At 72.4% G+C, this 17,384-nt stretch carries 19 protein-coding genes; 8 read left to right on the plus strand and 11 right to left on the minus strand.

The window, feature by feature from the left end:
* Positions 1–26: 26 nt before the first annotated feature.
* The 3 genes from ACZ5GT_RS32210 to ACZ5GT_RS32220 all read right to left on the minus strand — a co-directional run bounded on the left by ACZ5GT_RS32210 (position 27) and on the right by ACZ5GT_RS32220 (position 3,526).
* Positions 27–1,043: a LacI family DNA-binding transcriptional regulator gene (locus ACZ5GT_RS32210; protein WP_469033342.1), complete on the minus strand. Its 1,017-nt coding sequence runs from the start codon at positions 1,041–1,043 to the stop codon at positions 27–29.
* 10 nt (positions 1,044–1,053) lie between these two features.
* Positions 1,054–2,307: a CaiB/BaiF CoA transferase family protein gene (locus tag ACZ5GT_RS32215; RefSeq protein WP_469033344.1), complete on the minus strand. Its 1,254-nt coding sequence runs from the start codon at positions 2,305–2,307 to the stop codon at positions 1,054–1,056.
* A 223-nt stretch (positions 2,308–2,530) separates the two neighbouring features.
* On the minus strand, positions 2,531–3,526 hold the full coding sequence (locus tag ACZ5GT_RS32220) for a DUF5937 family protein (RefSeq protein ID WP_469033346.1): 996 nt from the start codon (positions 3,524–3,526) through the stop codon (positions 2,531–2,533).
* 137 nt (positions 3,527–3,663) lie between these two features.
* Between ACZ5GT_RS32220 and ACZ5GT_RS32225 the strand changes: the two genes are divergently transcribed.
* Positions 3,664–4,866, plus strand: coding sequence for an MFS transporter (locus ACZ5GT_RS32225; RefSeq protein ID WP_469033348.1), 1,203 nt, complete (start codon positions 3,664–3,666; stop codon positions 4,864–4,866).
* A 114-nt stretch (positions 4,867–4,980) separates the two neighbouring features.
* On the opposite strand, the gene ACZ5GT_RS32230 is transcribed toward ACZ5GT_RS32225, so the two are convergent.
* Complete coding sequence (locus tag ACZ5GT_RS32230) at positions 4,981–5,466, minus strand: carboxymuconolactone decarboxylase family protein (RefSeq protein WP_469033352.1); 486 nt, start codon at positions 5,464–5,466, stop codon at positions 4,981–4,983.
* Here ACZ5GT_RS32230 and ACZ5GT_RS32235 point away from each other — a divergent pair.
* From ACZ5GT_RS32235 to hemC, 3 genes are all read left to right on the plus strand, one after another.
* Positions 5,465–5,596 carry a hypothetical protein gene (locus tag ACZ5GT_RS32235; protein ID WP_469033355.1) on the plus strand — a complete coding sequence of 44 codons (132 nt, stop codon included), beginning with the start codon at positions 5,465–5,467 and terminating at the stop codon, positions 5,594–5,596. The genes ACZ5GT_RS32230 and ACZ5GT_RS32235 overlap by 2 nt on opposite strands.
* Before the next feature lie 108 nt (positions 5,597–5,704).
* Positions 5,705–6,655 carry an RNA polymerase sigma-70 factor gene (locus ACZ5GT_RS32240; protein ID WP_469033357.1) on the plus strand — a complete coding sequence of 317 codons (951 nt, stop codon included), beginning with the start codon at positions 5,705–5,707 and terminating at the stop codon, positions 6,653–6,655.
* Positions 6,656–6,719: 64 nt separating this feature from the next.
* On the plus strand, positions 6,720–7,655 hold the full coding sequence (hemC, locus tag ACZ5GT_RS32245; RefSeq protein ID WP_469033360.1) for a hydroxymethylbilane synthase: 936 nt from the start codon (positions 6,720–6,722) through the stop codon (positions 7,653–7,655).
* Between the two features lie 76 nt (positions 7,656–7,731).
* Here hemC and ACZ5GT_RS32250 read toward each other — a convergent pair whose 3' ends face one another.
* The 4 genes from ACZ5GT_RS32250 to ACZ5GT_RS32265 all read right to left on the minus strand — a co-directional run bounded on the left by ACZ5GT_RS32250 (position 7,732) and on the right by ACZ5GT_RS32265 (position 10,565).
* Entirely contained in the window at positions 7,732–8,253 is a 522-nt protein-coding gene (locus ACZ5GT_RS32250; RefSeq protein ID WP_469033363.1) for a hypothetical protein, read from the minus strand.
* A gap of 191 nt (positions 8,254–8,444) precedes the next feature.
* Positions 8,445–9,305 carry an ABC transporter permease gene (locus ACZ5GT_RS32255; protein WP_469033366.1) on the minus strand — a complete coding sequence of 287 codons (861 nt, stop codon included), beginning with the start codon at positions 9,303–9,305 and terminating at the stop codon, positions 8,445–8,447.
* Positions 9,265–10,107: an ABC transporter ATP-binding protein gene (locus ACZ5GT_RS32260; RefSeq protein WP_469033368.1), complete on the minus strand. Its 843-nt coding sequence runs from the start codon at positions 10,105–10,107 to the stop codon at positions 9,265–9,267. The genes ACZ5GT_RS32255 and ACZ5GT_RS32260 overlap by 41 nt, the downstream gene beginning before the upstream one ends.
* Positions 10,104–10,565, minus strand: a complete 462-nt coding sequence (locus tag ACZ5GT_RS32265) for a MarR family winged helix-turn-helix transcriptional regulator (RefSeq protein ID WP_469033371.1) — start codon at positions 10,563–10,565, stop codon at positions 10,104–10,106. The genes ACZ5GT_RS32260 and ACZ5GT_RS32265 overlap by 4 nt, the downstream gene beginning before the upstream one ends.
* A 344-nt stretch (positions 10,566–10,909) precedes the next feature.
* On the opposite strand from ACZ5GT_RS32265, the gene ACZ5GT_RS32270 reads away from it, so the two are divergent.
* Positions 10,910–11,788: a SigB/SigF/SigG family RNA polymerase sigma factor gene (locus tag ACZ5GT_RS32270; RefSeq protein ID WP_469033375.1), complete on the plus strand. Its 879-nt coding sequence runs from the start codon at positions 10,910–10,912 to the stop codon at positions 11,786–11,788.
* Positions 11,789–11,826: 38 nt separating this feature from the next.
* Here ACZ5GT_RS32270 and ACZ5GT_RS32275 read toward each other — a convergent pair whose 3' ends face one another.
* Positions 11,827–12,144: an ANTAR domain-containing protein gene (locus ACZ5GT_RS32275; RefSeq protein WP_469033377.1), complete on the minus strand. Its 318-nt coding sequence runs from the start codon at positions 12,142–12,144 to the stop codon at positions 11,827–11,829.
* A gap of 210 nt (positions 12,145–12,354) precedes the next feature.
* On the opposite strand from ACZ5GT_RS32275, the gene ACZ5GT_RS32280 reads away from it, so the two are divergent.
* A complete protein-coding gene (locus ACZ5GT_RS32280; protein WP_469033378.1) occupies positions 12,355–13,158 on the plus strand; it encodes a VOC family protein in 804 nt (267 codons plus the stop codon).
* Between the two features lie 255 nt (positions 13,159–13,413).
* Here the strand turns inward: ACZ5GT_RS32280 and glgX are convergent, their stop codons facing one another.
* Both glgX and ACZ5GT_RS32290 read right to left on the minus strand, forming a co-directional pair.
* Entirely contained in the window at positions 13,414–15,534 is a 2,121-nt protein-coding gene (gene glgX / locus ACZ5GT_RS32285) for a glycogen debranching protein GlgX (protein WP_469033384.1), read from the minus strand.
* A 26-nt stretch (positions 15,535–15,560) separates the two neighbouring features.
* The gene (locus ACZ5GT_RS32290) at positions 15,561–16,070 is read right to left on the minus strand and encodes a pep a2 (RefSeq protein WP_469033379.1); all 510 of its coding nucleotides are present in this window, start codon (positions 16,068–16,070) and stop codon (positions 15,561–15,563) included.
* Positions 16,071–16,366: 296 nt separating this feature from the next.
* On the opposite strand from ACZ5GT_RS32290, the gene ACZ5GT_RS32295 reads away from it, so the two are divergent.
* Complete coding sequence (locus tag ACZ5GT_RS32295) at positions 16,367–16,666, plus strand: DUF5133 domain-containing protein (protein ID WP_469033380.1); 300 nt, start codon at positions 16,367–16,369, stop codon at positions 16,664–16,666.
* A 145-nt stretch (positions 16,667–16,811) separates the two neighbouring features.
* Positions 16,812–17,384 (plus strand): maltotransferase domain-containing protein (locus tag ACZ5GT_RS32300; RefSeq protein WP_469033381.1); only part of this gene is annotated, 573 nt, incomplete at its 3' end.

A 17,384-nucleotide genomic window follows, 5' to 3' on the forward strand; every position in this document is an offset into this window, starting at 1 on the left:
GGGCGGATCTTGGCTTGGGATGCCGCTCATCGGGTGTGCGGCGGCGCCGTGGACTCGCGTACGACGAGCACGGGCGCCGGGTCGGTGATGACCTCGTCGGTGGTCTTGCCCGTCTCGATGCGGCGGATCACCGCGCGTACCGCGACGCGGCCCATGGTGTGGAACGGCATCCTGACCGTCGTCAGGGGCGGCCAGGTGTTCTCAGCGGTCCACGAGTCGTGGACCGACACGATCGAGAGATCCTCGGGGATCCGGATGCCGAGCGACCGGGCCTCGGCCAGGACACCCACCGCGGCGTTCACATTGGCGACGACTATTCCGGTCGGCCTCTCCGGAAGCGACATCAGGTTCCGCAACGCCGCCCGCCCGTTCTCCGGCGTATAACCCAGCCGCGTCTCGTAGCTGCCGTTGAACGGCAGGCCCGCGGCGGACATCGCGTCCTTGAATCCGAGACGTCGTTTCTGGGCGGTGAAGGAACGCCTCAGTCCATTGGCCAGAGCGATTCTTCGGTGCCCCAGTTCGATGAGATGCTCGGCTGCCAGACGGGCACCCGTCCGGTCGTCCAGGACGACCGAACCGACATGATCACGGCACGCCGTGTTGAGCAGTATGACCGGGGCCGGCATTTCCAGGAGATCTTTCAGACCGGCCGGCGGAACCGCATCGCCCAACTGCACGACCATGCCGTCCACACGGCCTTCGCCGATCAGCCGGGCGATGACGTCACCACCAGGACGAACGTCGTCGGAACGGCCGAGCAGGACGGTGTAGCCGTTGGCTGACGCTTCCTCCTCAGCTCCGTGCATGAGCTCGGTGAACAGCGCGTTCGTGAGGTCCGGAACCACCAGGCCGATCACCTGGGTACGCGCGGATTTCAGCGCGCGCCCGGCGAAATTCGGCCGATAGCGGAGATCACGGGCAGCGTCCATGATCCGTTGGCGGGTGGCCTCGCTGACCCGGGCCGAGGGGTGGTTGCTGAGCACCCGCGATACAGCCGAAATGGACACGCCAGCGCGTGATGCGACATCTCCCAGTGTGACCATGCGATAAAGCCTACTGATCGTCGGCACCTTGGCCTACGAGTGCGACGTTCCGCTCGCCCGTGATGGTGGACGTATGACGGGCGCGATCGGAGATGATCTCGTCACGTACGTGGCCGTCTTCGCTCACTCTCGGTGCCGCCTTCGCGGAAACCAGGCGGTGGCCGTCTATACGGATGGGACTCCGGGTCGTCACCACCCTCACCGGGGCCGTGCCGGCAGTCCGCGGAGGACGCAGCACTTCCTGGGTCATGCGGACTGCCCGGAAGGCCTCGTGGTCCAGCAGTTCCTCGAGGGACAGGACCGGAGCGCACCAGCCGTCCTGACCGGACAGCAGGTCGACCCAGTCCTGCGTCGACCGCACGGCGAAGGCGGCACGCAGGGGTCCTTCGAGGTGGGTCCATCCGTCCCGCCGCTCGTCGGGGTCGTCGTACCGGGTGAGCCCGGAGTCGCCGAGGACGCGGCTGAGCACATCCATGGGTACGTGATCCAGTGCGATGTGCCCGTCGGACGTGGCGAAGACACCGGCTACAGCCGACGAGTGGCCGCGCACGTGCCGAGTCGCCGAGTCGCCCCCGGCCGGGACCGGGGTCGGGGCTTCGCTGAGTCGCGCGGTCAGGCGCTCGAACTGCAAGTCGAGCATGGCCTCGAGGAGGCTCGTCTCGACGAGACCGCCAACTCCCGTGCGTGCCTTGCGGACCAGGAGGGCAGTCACTCCCTGCGCTATGTGGCAGCTCATCAAGTGGTCGGCGACAGCCAGGCCCATCGGCACCGGGCGGTCCCCCGTCGTCACCGCCCACGGCAGCGCTGAGACGGACTGTGCGAGCAGGTCCTGGCCCGGCCTCCGCGCCCAGGGGCCTTCATCGCCGTAGCCGGTCGCACTCACGTAGATCAGACCGGGGTTGATCCCGCGCAGGGTCTCGTGGTCGAGCCCCAGGCGCGCCATCACGCCCGGCCGGAAGTTCTGGATCAGCACGTCCGCCCGGGAGACCAGCTCCTTGACCAGCTCCAGGTCAGCGGCATCCTTCAAGTCCGCGACGACCGCCCGCTTGTTGCGGTTCATCGCGTGGAAGGACAGCGTGTCACCGTCGGCCCATCTGCCCGCGAAGGCGAGTCCGCGGCCGATCTCACCGACGCCGGGCCGCTCGATCTTGGTGACGTCCGCCCCCAGATCGGCCAGCCGCAGCGCGGCGACCGGACCGGCGAGGAACTGGCTGAAGTCCAGGACGCGCACGCCGTGAAGCGGCAGATCGTGTGCCCCGAGCATGTCGTCCCCTCGCCGGTCGAAGGGGGCAACTCGCGCCTTCCTTCGGATGAGCAATCGTTTTATCAAGGATAGGGTCAGCATCCGAGTCAGAGCAACCACGACTCGACGGGGACCCCACCGGCCCCGGAGAACACACGGGTCAGCGCCGCGTGGACGCAGGCAGGACGTGCGGGTCCGCCGCGGTGTGCGCCGGCCGTCTCCGCCGGTGCCCCCTCCCGCAGGATCAGGGCTGACGGCCCTCGGCCAGGGCGTCGCCGAGGGCGGTGCGCGCATACAGCACGTAGTAGCCCTGGCGGCGCGCGTCGAGCAGGCCCGCCTCGCGCAGGACCGTCAGGTGCGCCGACACGGTGGACGGGGCCATTCCGTGCCGACGGGCGAGTTCCGTGGTCGAGGCGGGCGCGGTCAGGCCGGTGAGGACGGCGGCCCGCCCGCGGCCCAGGAGCCGGGCGAGCGCCTCCGGCGGGCGGGGCGCCGGTGCGGTGTGCAGCCGGCCCATGCCGCGGGCGGGATAGACGACCGTGGGCTGCCAGGGGCGGGCGAAGCCGCTCACCACGTCCGGCCAGACGAACACGCTCGGCATGAGCAGGACGCCGCGCCCGTCGGCGCGCTGGGCGTCGGCGAGGTCGCCGTACATGCGCAGGGTGAGGGTGTGGCCGGCCCAGTCGATGCCGGGGTGCAGGCCGGTGAGCAGCGCGTCGAGGCCGCCGTCGGCCGCCCGGCGCGAGCGGTGGGCGATGTCGGCTTCCAGGACGGCCCGGTGGCGCGGCCAGTCGGGGGCGAGCAGGGCGTGCCAGGCCAGCTCGGTGAGGCCGGCCAGGCGCCGGACGGTCCCCGCCGGGTCGTCGAGGGCGGCGCGGCCCGCGGGTGACTCGGCGAGCCCGGGGGTGCAGGCGAGCGATCGGGCCATCTCGGCGCGGGCGAGGGCGGGATCGGTGGCGCGCATCCGCGCCAGTTCGTCGTCGATGGACGGGAACGGCTCGTCGGGGGGCGCGCCGAGGAAGTCGGGGGTGTAGCCGCCGGGGCTCGGGACGAACAGCCACAGGGGTGACAGGTCCAGGCCGGCCAGGGTGCGGCGCATCCGGCGGAGCCAGGCGCGGTGGTAGCCGTGCCGGGCCGGGCGGCGCAGCATGCGCAGCGCCTCATGGGTCTGGCACAGCGGCGAGACCGCGAACCGGCAGCGCGCCAGATCGTCGGTGCCCAGGTGCAGGGTGAGCGGCAACACGGCCTCCTGGAGCGCGGCTTCTGTTTCGGCCCGGACCGAAACAGTAGAAGCCCCGCCGTGCCTCCGGAAACGCTGGTCCCGGCCCCGTCGGCGGCCACCTGGACCACCTACCCACCTACCCGGAGGACACCTGAATGGGCAGCGGACGTCCGGCCGCCTGGCGCAGGGGAGCCCTCGTCGCGGCGCTGATGCTGGCGGCGTTCACCTTCAACACCGTCGAGAACCTGCCGGTGGGCCTGCTGTCGCTGATCGCGGCCGACCTGCGGGTGTCGCTCGCCGCGGCGGGCCTGCTGGTCACCGGGTACGGCCTGACGGTGGCGGTGGCGTCGCTGCCCGTCGCGCACGTCACCCGCTCGGTGCCGCGCCGGTATCTGCTCGCCGGGCTGCTCGGCCTGCTGGCGGTGGCGAGCTGGATCCCGGCGCTGGGCACCGTCTCGTACGGGGTGCTGCTGGCGGCGCGGACGGCGACGGCGCTCGCGCAGGCGCTGTTCTGGGCGGTGACGGGGCCGGTCGCGGTGGGGCTGTTCCCGCCCGAGCGGCGGGGCCGGGTCATCGGGCTGCTGTCGGTCGGCGGGTCGCTGGCCACGGTGCTCGGCGTGCCGGCGGGGACCTGGCTGGGCGGACACCGCGGCTGGCCGGCGCCGTTCGCGCTGCTCGGCTGTCTCGCGCTGGTCTCGCTCGCCGTCGTCGCCGCCCTGCTGCCGACCTCACGGCCCGAGGAGAGTCACGCGGCGTACGGCGCCGCCCCCGACCGGCGCCGGTTCCTGATCGTCCTCGCCACGACCGCGCTGTCGGTGACGGGCGCGTTCACGGGCTTCACGTACGTCGTCGCCTTCCTGAACGACGTCAGCGGGTTCGGCGGGGGCTCGGTGAGCGCGGTGCTGTTCGCGTTCGGCGTGGCCGGGCTGGCCGGGGTGACCGCGGCCGGGCCGCTGCTGGACCGGTTCCCGCGCGCCACGCTGAACGTGCCGGTGGCGGCGCAGGCGGCGGCCCTGCTCGGGCTGTACGCGGGCGGCAGCGGCCGGGCGGTGGCCGTCGCGCTGCTGATGCTGCTCGGCGCCTCGGTCGGGCCGGTGTTCATGGCGACGCAGAGTCAGGTGCTGCGGGTCGCGCCGGGCCGCACCGAGACGGCGCTGGCGGCCAACTCGGCCGCGTTCAACGTGGGCGTGGCGGCCGGGGCGCTGCTCGGCGGCGTCCTGCTGCCCGTGGCCGGGGTGCGGGGCGCGTTCCTGGCCGGCGGGCTGCTCACCGCGGCGGCGCTCGTGGCGCCGGCCCGGCCGGAGCCCCGGGCGGGCCGCGCGGCCGGCCGGCGGGCCCCGGTGGAACACGGCGGGTAGGCCGCGGTGGAGCGCCTGCCGCGGCACGCCCGGAGCGCGCGGTGGGCCGCGGTGGAGCGCGCCGCCTCCGGGCCGGGGCGAAGGTCCCCCGGACCGGACGCGGGCGCCGGTCGGTCAGCCGAGCATGGCGGCGAACATGCCGGGCTCGTAGGAGCCACCCTTCTGGTGCACGATCACGGCGAGCCGGTTGGCCGCGTTGATCAGGGCGACCAGGCAGACCAGCGCGGCGGTCTGGTCGTCGTCGTAGTGCTCGCGCACCTGGGACCAGGTCTCGTCGGAGACGCCCTGCTGGGCGTCGGCGAGGCGGGTGCCCTCCTCGGCGAACGCCAGGGCGGCCCGCTCGGCCTCGGTGAACACGGTGGCCTCGCGCCAGGCGGCGACCAGGTGGAGCCGGACCGCGCTCTCACCGGCGGCCGCGGCCTCCTTGGTGTGCAGGTCGACGCACCAGCCGCAGCCGTTGATCTGGCTGGCGCGCAGCGACACCAGCTCCTGCGTGGAGGCGGGCAGCGGTGACTGGCTGATCACCATGGCGGCATTGGCGAAACGCTTGCCGAAATTCGCGGCGATGTCGTTGGCGAACATGTCGAAACGGGCGTCCATGACGGCGTCCTCACTCGTGGGCGGTGAACCGGAACTGGTGGTCGGTGAACAGGAACTCGTCGGCTGTGAACCGGAACTCGTCGGCTGTGAACCGGACGAACACGAGATGCCGGCGCCCCGCTCGCTGTGACGGCGGCGCCCGTGTGACGTGCGCCACGGCCGGCGCGTGTCACGGATCCGCGGGCCGCGGCGTCCTGTGCGTGTGACACCGTCGGGAACGGACAGGCAGGAGCGGCCGGTGACCAGCGAGGACAGCGAGCGGACGAGGGACACGGCCGGGCAACCCGCGGACAGCACGGACGGCACGGGCGGCGCGGACGCCGCCACCGACGCGTTCGTCACCCACCGCAACCTGCTCTTCACGGTCGCCTACGAGATGCTCGGCTCGGCCGCCGACGCCGAGGACGTCCTCCAGGAGACCTGGCTGCGCTGGGCGGGCGTCGATCTCGCCGCGGTGCGGGAGCCGCGCGCGTACCTGGTGCGGATCACCACCCGCCAGGCACTGACCCGGCTGCGCGCGCTCGGCCGCCGCAAGGAGTCCTACGTCGGCACCTGGCTGCCCGAGCCGCTGCTCACCGCGCCCGACGTGGCCGAGGACGTCGAGCTCGCCGACAGCGTGTCGATGGCGATGCTGCTGGTGCTGGAGACCCTCGCGCCCACCGAACGGGCGGTGTTCGTGCTGCGCGAGGTGTTCGACGTCGGCTACGACGAGATCGCCGAGGCCGTCGACAAGAGCCCGGCGGCCGTACGGCAGATCGCGCACCGGGCGCGGACGCACGTCGCCGCGCGCCGGCCGCGCGGGACGGTCTCCCCCGCCGAGACCCGCAGCGCGCTCGACGCGTTCCGGCACGCGGTGGAGACCGGCGACCTGCAGTGCCTGGTCGACATCCTCGCGCCGGACGTCGTGTTCCTGGGCGACGGCGGCGGGATCAAGCAGGCCGTGCCGCAGCCGGTCAGGGGCGCCGACAAGGTGGCCCGGCTGCTGGCGGGCGGCCTGGGCCGGATCACCGCGGCGTCGCTGCGGCCGGCGCAGGTCAACGCCTGTCCGGCGCTGGTGCTGCGGATGGACGGCGCGATCGACACCGTGGTGGCGGTGCGCGTCGACGACGGCCTCGTCACCGGGCTGTACGCCGTGCGCAACCCGGAGAAACTGTCGCGCATGCAGCGCGAGACGGTGCTGCGCCGCTGAGCGCCGGGCGGCCGACCGGGCGGTGGCGCACGGCAGTTGGCGTCCGAGGGTCTATCGTGTCCGCATGTCCGTACCCGAACTGATCCGGATCGTCTCCCGCGACTCGCCGATGGCGCTCGCCCAGGTGGAGCGCGTCCGAGCGGAACTGACTGCCCTTCACCCGGGTGTGCGCACCGAGGTCGTGCCCGTGCGGACGACCGGTGACAAGTGGCTCGGTGACCTCTCGCAGGTCGAGGGCAAGGGCGCCTTCACCAAGGAGGTGGACGCCGCGCTGCTGGCCGGTGAGGCCGACCTCGCGGTGCACTGCGTCAAGGACGTGCCCGCCGACCGGCCGCTGCCGGCCGGGACGACGTTCGCCGCGTTCCTCGAACGCGACGACATCCGCGACGCCCTGGTCCACCCGGACGGCCTCACCCTGGACGAGCTGCCCGAGGGAACCCGGATCGGCACCTCCTCGGTGCGCCGGGTCGCCCAGCTCGCCGCCACCCACCCGCACCTGGAGTGTGTGCCCTTCCGCGGCAACGCCAACCGGCGGCTGGAGAAGCTGGCGGCCGGCGACGCGGACGCGCTGCTGCTGGCGGTGTCCGGCCTGCGGCGCATCGGCCGGGACGACGTCATCAGCGAGATCCTCTCCCCCGAGACGATGATGCCGCCGATCGGCGCGGGCATCCTCGCCCTGCAGTGCCGGGAGGACGACGCGGCCCTCATCGACGCGGTCAGCGGGCTCGGCGACCCGGACACGCACCGCGAAGCCGCGGCCGAGCGGATGTTCCTGCACGTGCTGCAGGGCCACTGCAACAGCCCGATCGCCGGGTACGCGCGCGTGGACCGCAGCGGTGAACTGTCCCTGAGCGCCTGCGTGTTCACCCCGGACGGCAAGACCCGGCTGAACGCCCACGAGTGGGCGGGACGGCTCGACCCGGCCACCCTGGGCACGTCGGTCGCCGTAGCCCTGCTGCGCCAGGGCGCCCGCGAGATCATCGACGGCATCCCGCACTGAGGCGCGGGAACCTCGACGGCGTCCCGCACCGAGGCGCGCGGAACCTCGGCGGCGTCCCGCACGCCGGCGTACGGGATCAGGCGGTGCCCTTCTCCGCCTGGTCCCGCAGGTAGTTGCTCACCTGGTGGGCCAGGCAGTCGCGGCCGGCGCCCGGGGCCGCGCCGGCGCCCTGCTCGTGCAGTCCGATGCCGCCCACCCACATCCGGCGGTCGGCCCACTCCTCGTCGGCCCGCAGCTGCACCTGCACGTCGATCTGGCTCAGCGACGTCTCCGGTCCGGCCGCGTACAGCACGGCGGTGACCCGGCGCAGCGGATAGACGTCGAAGCCCTCGACGAACTGCGAGTTGCGCCAGTCGATGAACGCGGCCTCGCCGTCCGGACCGGTCCGCACGTCGATCTGGCCGTCCTCCAGGTGGATGCCGACGTTCCGGCTGCCCCGGTTCTCGACGGTGACGCGGAGGCTGAAGTAGGTCAGCCCGGCGGCCGCGTCGTCACGTCCCCGCGGTGGCTCGGCGGCCTCGAGACGGTGGACGCGGACACGCAGACCGGCATGCTCGTCGTACTCCTGCCAGTCCCCGACCACGTTGGGCTCGTACACGATCCACCTCTCGACCTCAGAGAGCTGCTTCCTATCTGTGGGCTCAGTGCACTGTCAAATGAGCGGAATGCGCTGTGGGCAGCCGGTTCACCCCCTTTGATCGCTGATCAAGCCGTGCGCAGGAACAATCGCCGGGTGCGCCCCGACACACCCGGGCGCGCGCGTGCCGCACATCACGTTCGGCCGTACCCTCAGCGGGCCAGCCGGCCGAGGAGCGAGGACGCCGCGGTGATGCCGAGCGCGGCGGCCACGACGAGCACCCCGAAGTCGAGCGCGAGGTGCGCGTGCGTGCCCAGCAGCAGGCCGCGCAGGGCGTCCACCTGATAGCTCAGCGGGTTGGCCGTGCTGACGGCCTGGAGCCAGCCGGGCATCAGGGAGACCGGGTACAGGGCGTTGGAGGCGAAGAACAGCGGCATGGTGATGGCCTGCCCGAAACCCATGAGGCGGTCGCGGCTGAGCACGATGCCGGCGATGGTCATGGACAGGCAGGCGAAGAAGGCCGATCCGAGGACCACGACCGCGGCGACGCCGAGCAGCTTCAGCGGGTTCCAGGTCAGCGCCACCCCGAGCACGGCGGCGATGAGCACCACGACGACCGCCTGGACCAGCGATTTCACGCCCGCCGCGAACGCCTTGCCGGTGATCAACGCCGAGCGCGGGGTCGGCGTGACCAGCAGCTTGTTGAGGATGCCGGCGTCCCGTTCCCAGATGATCTGGATGCCGTAGAAGATCGCGATGAACATCGCGGACTGGGCGATGATGCCGGGCGCCAGAAAGTCGATGTAGGGGATGCCGCCGGTGGGGATCGCCTTGAGGCGGGTGAAGGTCTGACCGAAGATCAGCAGCCACAGGGCGGGCTGGACCGCGCGGGTGTACAGCTCGGTCCGGTCGTGGCGCAGCTTCTGCAGTTCGACCGCGCACATCGCCACGACCCGGGCGGGCAGCAGCCGCCAGCCCGCTCGGGGCGCGGGAGGCTTCAGCAGCAGGCCGATGCCTTCGGCTCGGGCGCGGTCAGCCGACGCGGCCTGCGGTGCGGCGGGTGCTTCGGACATCGCGGAAATCTCCTGACTGGTCTTCCAGACCGCTGCCGGCGACGTCGCGGAAGACGTCCTCCAGGGTCGGCAGGGTGTCCGTGCCCCGGCGCTCGGCGAGGCCCTGCCGCAGTTCGCCGGGGGTGCCGAGGGCCCGGATGCGGCCGCGGTGCATCAGGCCGACGCGGTCGCAGTACCGGTCGGCCTCGTCCATGTAGTGGGTGGTCACCAGGACGGTCATGCCGGTGGCGGCGCGCACGGCGTTGATGTGCTCCCACACGCCGGTACGGGCGATGGGGTCCAGTCCGATGGTCGGCTCGTCCAGGATGAGCAGGCGGGGGGCGCTGACCAGGGCCTGCGCGAGTTCCAGACGACGGACCATGCCGCCGGAGTAGGTGCCGACGAGCCGGTCGGCGGCCTCGGCGAGACCGACGGCGGCCAGCGCCTGCCCGACGCGCTCGGCGCGCTCGCGGCGGGGCACGTCGAAGACGCGGGCGAACAGGACCACGTTCTCGCGGCCGGTGAGGCCCGCGTCGGCGGACAGTTGCTGGGGCACGTAGCCCAGCAGGCGCCGCACCGCCATCCGTTCCCGGGCCGCGTCGTGGCCGAAGACCCGCACCCTGCCGGTCGGCACCGGCAGGAGGGTGGTGATGCAGCGGATCGCGGTGGTCTTCCCGGCGCCGTTCGGGCCGAGCAGTCCGAAGACCTCGCCCTTCCGCACCGTCAGCTCCAGCCCGTCCACCGCTTTCGTGTCGCCGAAGGCGTACACGAGACCCGTGCAGGTGACGGCCTCGGGATGCCCGCAGCCGCGGTCTTCCGTCATGACTCCTCGGCCTCCTCGCGCAGGTTGCCGGCCAGTTTGCGCAGGGCCGGGACGGCCGCGCGCAGCACCTCCCGGTCCGCCTCGTCGAGGCCGGACAGCGCGCCCCGCACGAGTTCCGCGCGTCGTCTGCGCCACTCGCCGAGCCGGGCGCCGGCCGCGGGCGTCGGCAGCAGCCGGGCCGCCCGCCGGTCGGCGGGGTCGGTCTCGCGGAGCAGGAAGCCCTGCCGGGACAGCTGGTTGACCAGCGTCGACACGGAGTTGCCGGCGAGGTGCAGCTCCCTGGCGGCGTCCGAGATGCCGATGCCGGGCCGCGTCACGACCAGGCGCAGCAGCTCCACCTCGGCACCGCGCAACTGCGGGTCGATCTGCCGCCGCAGCCGGCGCCGGGTGCGCCGCTGGACGCCGACGAGCGCGTCGATCAACGCGTCGGGGAAGGCCTCCGGTTCCGCGTCTTCCACATCGGCAGATTACCTCTGTAGCAGAGGTAAGGGATCCCACAGGTTGGTCAAACCGTGCGTCACGTCCGCGAGCGCCGCGGATTTCACGTGACGAATTCCCGCGATTTCAGTCCGTGGCGATCCGGGCCATTTCCGCGACGATTCAGGGTCGCCCGGTCGCCTTGCGTCACCGTATTGACTGAATTGTTTTGGAATCTCTTCGGGCGGGAATGCCCATCGCAGTGCTTCGGACCGGAGGCACGTCCACGGAAGCCGGCAGCAGGCCCCGGATGCCCTCCGTCAGGTCCATGCCCGCCTCTCCCGTGGTGTCTGTCCACACAGCACCGGCCGAGGGAGGTGCGCCCATGCGCGTCACCACCGGAACCACGCCGCATCCGCACGACGACGCGCCCGACACCGCCCGTGCCTTCGAACGGCTCGCGCGGCTGCCGGAAGGCCCGCAGCGCAAGGAGCTCAGGGACGAGCTGGTCCAGGCCTGGCTGCCCATGGCCGAACGGATCGCGGTCCGATTCAAGGGACGCGGTGAGGCTCTCGAAGACCTGTACCAGGTCGCCGCCCTCGGCCTGGTCAAGGCCGTCGACCACTACGATCCGGCACGCGGCCACGCCTTCGAGGCGTACGCGGTGCCGACCGTGACCGGTGAGATCAAGCGCCACTTCCGTGACCACATGTGGACCCTGCACGTGCCGCGCCGGGTCCAGGACCTGCGCAACCGGGTGCGGCACGCGGCGAAGGAGCTGTCGCAGACGACCCCCGGACACGCCCCGACCGTCGCCGAGATCGCCGCGTACACGCGCCTGGAGGAGAGCGAGGTGCGCACCGGCATGGAGGCCCTGGAGTGCTTCTCCGCGCTGTCCCTGGACGCCGAGGTGCCGGGCACCGACGGGTACGCCCTGAGCGACACCGTCGGCGGGTCCGACCCGGCCTACGACGTCGTCGTCGACCGGGTGGCCGTCGCCCCCTGTCTGCAGGCCCTCCCGGAGCGCGAGCGGACCATCCTGTACCTGCGCTTCTTCAAAGGCATGACGCAGAGCAGCATCGCGCAGCAGCTCGGCATCTCGCAGATGCACGTCTCACGTCTGCTCAGCGGCTGCTTCGCGGAGCTGCGCAGGGAACTCCTCAGCGAGACGAAGGCGCAGGCACAGCCGCAGACGCAGACGCAGACGCAGGCAGCAGAGGCACAGGCAGAAGCACGGACCCGGCCCGGGCCGCTTCCCGGCTGAGCCGTGAAGCGGCCCGGGAGCGGGCGGCGGGCGTCCCGTCACTGCGGCGGGGCGCCGGGGATCTGCGTGGGGCCGTAGCGGTCCAGCGCCTCTTCCAATTCCGTGCGTATTTCCGGGGGCAGTGTTCCGTTGCGGCCCCAGATGAGAATCAATTCCGCGATATTGCGCAATTTGATGTTCGTGTGCTGGGAGATGTCTTTCAGCACCTGCCAGCCCTCGTCCGGCGACAGCCGGCCGAGGGCGACGACCATGCCGATCGCCTGGTCCACGACGGCGTGCGAGGCGACCGCTTCCTTCAGCTGGTCGACTTCCTGCTGCAGCTCGACGATCCGGTCCGAGCCCCCGTCCACGGGCATGGCCACCTCCCGCCGGCCGCTCGCGTACTGGTGTCCGGCCCTTCCATGCTCGTCACTCGCGCGGACGCCCGCCACCGGGGAGCCGCCCGGCGGGGGCCGCCGTTTCGGCCCCTTCGCCGGGGTACTCGACAGGCGCGGAGAGCCGTTCCGGTTGGACACTGGTGGCAGGCAGACCGGTGGCCGCCGGTGGACGAGACCTGGACGTGAGCCATGAACCACGACATCACGCGCCCCGGCCCTGCGACGAGCGTCATCTCCTCGCACTCCGTGTTCGGCGCCCCCTGCTGGGTGAGTCTGACCAGCCGCGACCTGCGCGCCACCGAGGAGTTCTACACGGCCGTGTTCGGCTGGCGGTGGCGGGCGGCCAAGCTGGGCGAGCACTTCCGGATCGCCCTCGCGGACGGCACGCCCGTCGCCGGGATCGCCGCCGTCGCCACCATGTGGCAGATGGTCGTGACATGGACGCCGTACTTCGCCGTGCCCGCTGCGGACCAGGCCGTGGCCCGGGCACAGGAGCGCGGCGGCACGGCGGCGGTGGGGCCGATCTCCTTCCCGCCCGGCCGGGCGGCGCTGCTGGCCGACCGGGACGGCGCGACGTTCGGGATCTGGGAGGGGGAACTGGTCTCGGAGTGGGAGAGCTGGCGCCGTGCGGCCCCGACCTTCATCCGGCTCCACACGCGTGACGCCTTCGACTCCGCGATCTTCTACGGCGAGGTCCTCGACTGGGCTACGGGGCGGCCCGGCTGCTGCGAGGTCGGCTACGAGGGCGAGGAGGTCGTGCTGCGCAGCCAGGGCGTCGTGGTGGCACGCATCGAGTCGGGCGCCCTGGAGGCGGCCCCCGACCCGACGATCCGGCCCCACTGGCAGGTCCACTTCGCCGTCGTGGACGTCGAAGCCTGCGTCGGGGCCGCGGAGCGGCACGGCGGCGGCGTCCTGTCGAAGGGCAGCGACGAGGCCGTCCTGCGCGACCGCGACGGCGCCCAGTTCACGGTGACCTCCCGCCGCGAGCACTGAGAGCCCACCCCCGCCCCGAGCACCGCACCGCCACCGCGGACACACCGGGCCCCGCCAACACGCTCACACCGCGCCCGGCAAGCACCGCAAGCCGCGAGCACAGCCACCGCAAGCCGCGAGCACACCCACACCGCAACCACCGCGAGTGCCGGAAGGCCGCCAGGCCGGAAGGCCGCCAGGCCGGAAGGCCGCAGTGCTCGGGACGGGCGCGCGCCGGGTGGCGCGTGCCCGTCGCATCGCACGCGCACGCGCGTGTCAGCGTGCGGTGCGGGAGGGACGGGAGAGTACGACGAGGCTGCGCGGCTCGACGGTCATCTCCGTGCCCGCCTTGTGCTCCACCTCGTCGGGGGCGCCCTGCGCCTCCTCGGCCGTGTCGAGGAGTGTCCTCCAGCGCTCGCCGTAGGCGACGTCGGGCAGCCGGAACGGCACCGGCTCCCAGTAGCTGTTGAACAGCAGCAGGAAGGAGTCGTCCACCACGCGCCGCCCGCGCGCGTCGAGTTCGGCGATGGCGTCGCCGTTCAGGAAGACTCCGACGGAGTGCGCGTCGGGCCGCTGCCAGTCCTCGTCCGTCATCTCCCGCGCGTCCGGCGCCAGCCACACCAGGTCCGGCAGCGGCTGGCCGGCGCGCCGGACGGTCTCCCCGCGGAAGAACCGGCGGCGGCGCAGCACGGGGTGGGCGCGGCGCAGCCCGATGAGGTACCGGGTGAAGTCCGCCAGGCCGCGCTGCTCCTCGGTGAGCCGCCAGTCGATCCAGGAGACCTCGTTGTCCTGGCAGTAGGCGTTGTTGTTGCCGCCCTGGGTGCGGCCGAGTTCGTCGCCGTGGGACAGCATCGGGATGCCCTGCGACAGCAGCAGCGTGGTGAGGAAGTTGCGCTGCTGGCGGGCGCGCAGTTCGAGGACGGCGGGACGGTCCGTCTCTCCCTCCACGCCGCAGTTCCAGGACCGGTTGTGGCTCTCGCCGTCCTGGTTGTCCTCGCCGTTGGCCTCGTTGTGCTTGTCGTTGTACGAGACGAGGTCGCGCAGGGTGAACCCGTCGTGCGCGGTCACGAAGTTGACGCTGGCGCGCGGGCGGCGCCGGTTGTGCTGGTACAGGTCGGACGAGCCGGTCAGCCGGGAGGCGAACTCGCCGAGGGTGTGCGGCTCCCCGCGCCAGAAGTCCCGTACGGCGTCACGGTACTTGCCGTTCCACTCCGACCACAGCGGCGGGAAGTTGCCCACCTGGTAGCCGCCCTCGCCGACGTCCCAGGGTTCCGCGATCAGCTTGACCCGGCTGATCACCGGGTCCTGCTGGATGAGGTCGAAGAACGCCGACAGCCGGTCGACCTCGTGGAACTGCCGCGCCAGCGTGGCCGCGAGGTCGAAGCGGAAGCCGTCGACGTGCATCTCGGTGACCCAGTACCGCAGCGAGTCCATGATCAGCTGGAGCACGTAGGGGTGCCGCATCAGCAGGCTGTTGCCGGTGCCCGTGGTGTCGTAGTAGTGCTTCCAGTCGCCGTCCACCAGGCGGTAGTACGAGGCGTTGTCGATGCCGCGGAAGGACAGGGTGGGGCCCCGCTCGTTGCCCTCGGCGGTGTGGTTGTAGACGACGTCCAGGATCACTTCCAGGCCGGCCGCGTGCAGCGCCTTCACCATCGACTTGAACTCGGTGACCTGCTGCCCGCGACTGCCGCGGGCGGCGTAGCCGTTGTGCGGGGCGAAGAAGCCGATCGTGTTGTAGCCCCAGTAGTTGGACAGCCCGCGGCCCCGCAGCACACCGTCCTGCACGTACTGGTGCACCGGCATCAGCTCCACCGCGGTCACCCCCAGCGAGGTCAGGTGCTCCAGGACCGCGGGGTGGGCCAGGCCGGCGTAGGTACCGCGGAGGTCGTCGGGCACCTCGGGGTGGGTGCGGGTGAGGCCCTTGACGTGGGCCTCGTAGATCACCGTGTCGGCGTACGGCCGGTCGGGCGGCCGGTCGGCGCCCCAGTCGAAGGCCGGGTCGGTCACCACGCCGAGCATGGTGTGCCCGGCGCTGTCGGCCCGGGACCGGCCGTGCGAGGCCCGTTCGAAGAGGGAGGGGTGATCGTCCACCTGCCCGTCCACCGCGCGGGTGTACGGGTCGAGGAGCAGCTTCGCCGGATTGCAGCGGTGGCCCAGTTCCGGATGCCAGGGCCCGTGCACCCGGTAGCCGTAGCGCTGGCCCGGCCCGACGCCCGGCAGGTAGCAGTGCCAGACGAACCCGTCGGCCTCCGCGACCGGGACTCGGCGTTCGCCTCCGCCGTCGTCGACGAGGACCAGTTCGACGTGTTCGGCGACCTCGCTGAACAGGGCGAAGTTGGTGCCCTCGCCGTCGAAGGAGGCGCCCAACGGGTAGGGGTGCCCGCTCCACACGGGCACCCCTGCCTTGCGCCGTCGCTTGGCCGTCACCGGGCGTCCTGGAGGACGCCGGTGCCGTCGGCCGCGCCGGCCAGTGCGACGACCGGGAGCTCGCGGGGCACCTGGAGCCCCTCGCGCAGGCTCGGCGCGGGCGCCGTGGGGACGAGCGGGACGCGTTCGCCGGCGCGGGCGCGCTGCGAGAACCAGATGACCTTGCTGCCGTTGTCGGTGGCGCAGCAGCCCCATCCGTCGCTCATGGCGGCGATCCACTGCAGGCAGCTCCGCAGGTCCAGGTCCGGGCGCAGTTGGGAGTCGTTGCCGCCGACGGCGGTGATCAGGTGCTGGCCGCTCCACCACATCTCGATGGAGGTGTTCTTGTCGGTGGCGTGCTCGTCGATGGCCTCGAGCAGCAGCTCGGTGCCGTGGCAGACGGGCTCGACGAGGTTGTCGAGGTTCCAGAACCGGAGGTGAGCGGCCAGGATGCGCCTGACCTGTCCGACCCGTTCGGGGCTGACTTCCACGTCGAGGTGGTAGTAGCAGGGCACTGCGGTCTTCATCTCGTTGGCTCCTCACCGGCGAAGCCCCCGCTCCTCCCCGTCCCCGCGGGACGGGCCCCGAACGCGGAGCGTGAGCGCTTATCGCTCCTGAGTCACCTCAAGAGTGAGAGCGGTACGCCATTCGTGCAACACGAGCGGCCGAAGAGATGGTTGAATCGCCAACAAGACGCTGTGTCGTCACCCGTGCACCATGTGTGAAGACCTCGATTGCCCGTAACGGACCGTGCGCGCCCGCGCCCGGTCACCGCCCGACGGTCGGGAGACGAGCCATCGAGCCCCGGGAGGTGAACGGCGCCATGCTGCTACCGGCCAAGGCCGAAGTCGCCCGGCAACTGCGGCGCTACCGGGCCTGGGAACGCGCGATGCTCGCTTCCCCGGCGGACCGCGGGGTGCGGGCCCTCTTCGAGGACTCCGGCTACACCCTCTGCGTGCTCATGGGGAAGCGCTGCGCCCGCGAGGCCGCGGACGCGGCCGAACGCTATCTGCGCACCACCCTGATCTCCTACCTGCGGGACGAGGACGACCGGACCGGCACGGCCCTCACCGGCCGGCGCGGTCCGCCCGCGGCGGCGCGCCGTACCCCCGCCCGGAGGTAGACACCGCGCAGTCAGCAACCCCGCGCGAAGGCGGATCCGCCCCGCGCAGTCGGCAACCCCGCGCGGAGGCAGATCCTTCCGGCGCAGCTTGTACCCCCCGGCCGGGCCAACGGGTCCGGCCTCGAGCACGGCGGAGGTGACACCCATGAGCTGGTCCCAGGCCATCGGCCGCATCCCGGTACGCGACGTCCGGCCCCTCGTCGAGTGCGGCAGGCACCCGGCGAAGGCGGTCGTGGGCGAGTCGTTCGAGGTCACGGCGACCGTGTTCGGCGAGGGGCACGCCGCCGTCGCCGCGAACGTCGTCCTGACCGATCCGGAGGGCCGTCCTGGCCCGTGGACGCCGATGCGGGAGCTGACGCCCGGCACCGACCGCTGGGGCGCCACCGTCACCCCCGGCGCCCCGGGCCGCTGGAGCTACCACGTGGAGGCCTGGAGCGACCCGGTCACCGCCTGGCGGCACCGCGCCCGCATCAAGGTCCCGGCCGGCATCGACACCGGGCTGGTCCTGGAGGAGGGCGGCGAGCTGTACCGGCGGGCAGCGGCCGGGGTGCCCGAGGGGCCGGCGCGCGCCGCGGTGCTGGCGGCCGCGGAGACCCTGGACGACGACTCGCTGCCGGTGGCCACCCGGCTGGCGGCGGCGTTGACGCCGGAGGTGGACGCGGTGCTGGCCCGGCATCCGCTGCGGGAACTGGTCACCGCCTCCGAACCACTGCCCCTG

It is taken from the genome of Streptomyces sp. NPDC031340, assembly GCF_055569945.1.